The organism is Dysgonomonas sp. Marseille-Q5470, from assembly GCF_951230145.1.
Taxonomy (GTDB): Bacteria; Bacteroidota; Bacteroidia; order Bacteroidales; family Dysgonomonadaceae; genus Dysgonomonas.
The window spans coordinates 1-1,911 of the sequence record NZ_CATNVE010000026.1 but is presented as its reverse complement, the minus strand read 5'-3'; the positions used below and the strand labels follow the sequence as shown (position 1 = coordinate 1,911).

The following is a 1,911-nucleotide window of genomic DNA, read 5'->3' as shown; positions in this document are numbered from 1 at the left end:
TTTTAAGGGAGCTTACATAGCGTTTGTATTCAGCATCATCTTTCGCTCCATTCCGTAACACTTGGTGCAATTCGGTTACCAGAGGGAACAAATCATGCTCCGAGGCTTTCCAATATTGTATATCTTCTTGTTTGGCGGCGGGATTCAACACGGCTTTTATCCCTCCGAAACCGGAATAGGCTGCCAATTTTATTTTTTCATCATCGGTAGCCTGCCTTTTCTCTTTATCAAGAGCAAAAGCAATGCTTATTGCCTCGATATTGTCCCGAAGATGGGCTTTCTTATTATAAGCCATTTTCGAGCAGGATTTGTATTTCGCCTGTCAGTTCCGTGTAAAACTGATTGTACTCTGGTGTATCGGCAAAATCATCAGACAAGGTGTATTTCTGAATCGTATCCGCAAGGCGGGATACTAGCTCCATTGCTATGCCTTCGGCTTGTGAAGGGTTTACTTCTTCTGAAAATTCATCCCAGAGGATAGTTACAAGGGTTCGGTAGGTGGAGAAATGCAAGTCTTCATAGAGGACTTGTGAAGAGATTACTTCTGCTTCGTCGTGGGTATGACCTTCTTTTATAGCTTGGCTATACATTTCTGCTGCGGCATCGCCACGTACAGCAATAAATTCATGGTCAATGGCTTTGTCGGGGTGTGTATCACGTAGGTAGGATAATAGGGATAGTCGGAAATAAGACAGATCTGTGACTGTCGTCTTTGGTTTTGTTGTCATATCATTGATTTTTAGTGGGGTCGAAGACCCTTTTGTTATTGCTTTTATGAGAGTAGATATACCAATAGGCTTAGACCTAATGATATACCACAAAGCACTTTCTTTAGCTTATAGTTTGGGAAAGAAAAAGGCATCCGGAGCTTAGCTCTGGATGCCACCACTAAAAAATCAATGTTAAACGACTATTCCGAATCGTAGAACAAAGACCTTTCAGTGGCAAATATAGTGAAATTATTATTTCAATGGTCGCTTCTTTCTTGGTCTCATTGTGTATCCAATCACTTATATTTAAATTTGTCTGATTAATTGAACCGTAATATCAATAAGCAATTGTCATGTCCTTACCTGATGTCCGAATAGATAAATTGAAAGAATCTGAATATGAAGAGGTCGCTGCTATTTTAGTAGATGCTTTTGAATCGAATCTGGCCTATACTTCAATCTTTGTAAATAAGGATAGATTGCGAGACGGATTGTTCTGGTTATTCAAAACCAATCTATACCTGATAAACAAAAGACAATCTGTGACAAAAGTCGTTAGAATGAAAAATTCAAGGGAAATAATAGGAGTATTTAGCTTATTACCTCCCAATGGAGTAAAATCTGAATTTCGTGATTATTTCAAGATCGGATTACCCCGATTTATTATGAATTTTGGATTCGCTGCTTTACGCACGATGCTTAAGATGGATTCTCTCAATAAACAGCTTCTAACAAATGCTATCGGAACCAATGAATATTATTATTTGTCGATGGTTGCTATAAAAGCTAACTATCAAGGATATGGAATTGGTTCTTATATGATTGACGATTGCTTACAACAATTGAGATCTATAAATCGGATATGCCATATTGTTGGTTTAACAACCCAACTTCCGGAAAACGTCACTTTTTATAATCGCTTAGGATTCCAAAAATTAGATGAAGGTGAAATTCAACTGAAGAAGGGCTGTTATTACAATTACAATATGAAATTGGATCTATAACTTTACTTAAGATCGTTTCTTCTTGCCGTCACCTTTGCGTGGCGAGAACTCAAATACAGTTTTATAATCTGCATCAAATTTTACGATGGCATCAAAGGTGCTTCCGGTCTTAGAACTAACGAAACCTTTGATTAGAGCAGTCTTCCCATTCATCAGAAGATCGGTTAACTGTCCATCCGTCAATTCTTTTTTAGCAA

Annotated in this window: 4 protein-coding genes; 1 reads left to right on the top strand and 3 read right to left on the bottom strand. The window is 37.9% G+C overall.

Going from position 1 to position 1,911, the window contains the following annotated elements; genetic code table 11:
- Both QOX35_RS16395 and QOX35_RS16390 read right to left on the bottom strand, forming a co-directional pair.
- The coding region (locus QOX35_RS16395; protein WP_283687834.1) for a hypothetical protein at positions 1 to 295 on the bottom strand (295 nt) is incomplete at its 3' end.
- A complete protein-coding gene (locus QOX35_RS16390; RefSeq protein ID WP_183308919.1) occupies positions 285 to 728 on the bottom strand; it encodes a DUF1896 family protein in 444 nt (147 codons plus the stop codon). The genes QOX35_RS16395 and QOX35_RS16390, both read right to left, overlap by 11 nt.
- Before the next feature lie 335 nt (positions 729 to 1,063).
- Between QOX35_RS16390 and QOX35_RS16385 the strand changes: the two genes are divergently transcribed.
- Positions 1,064 to 1,714 (top strand): GNAT family N-acetyltransferase, encoded by a 651-nt coding sequence (locus QOX35_RS16385; protein ID WP_183308907.1) that lies wholly within the window; start codon positions 1,064 to 1,066, stop codon positions 1,712 to 1,714.
- A 6-nt stretch (positions 1,715 to 1,720) separates the two neighbouring features.
- On the opposite strand, the gene QOX35_RS16380 is transcribed toward QOX35_RS16385, so the two are convergent.
- On the bottom strand, positions 1,721 to 1,911 hold a 191-nt coding region (locus tag QOX35_RS16380; RefSeq protein ID WP_283687833.1), incomplete at its 5' end, for a topoisomerase C-terminal repeat-containing protein.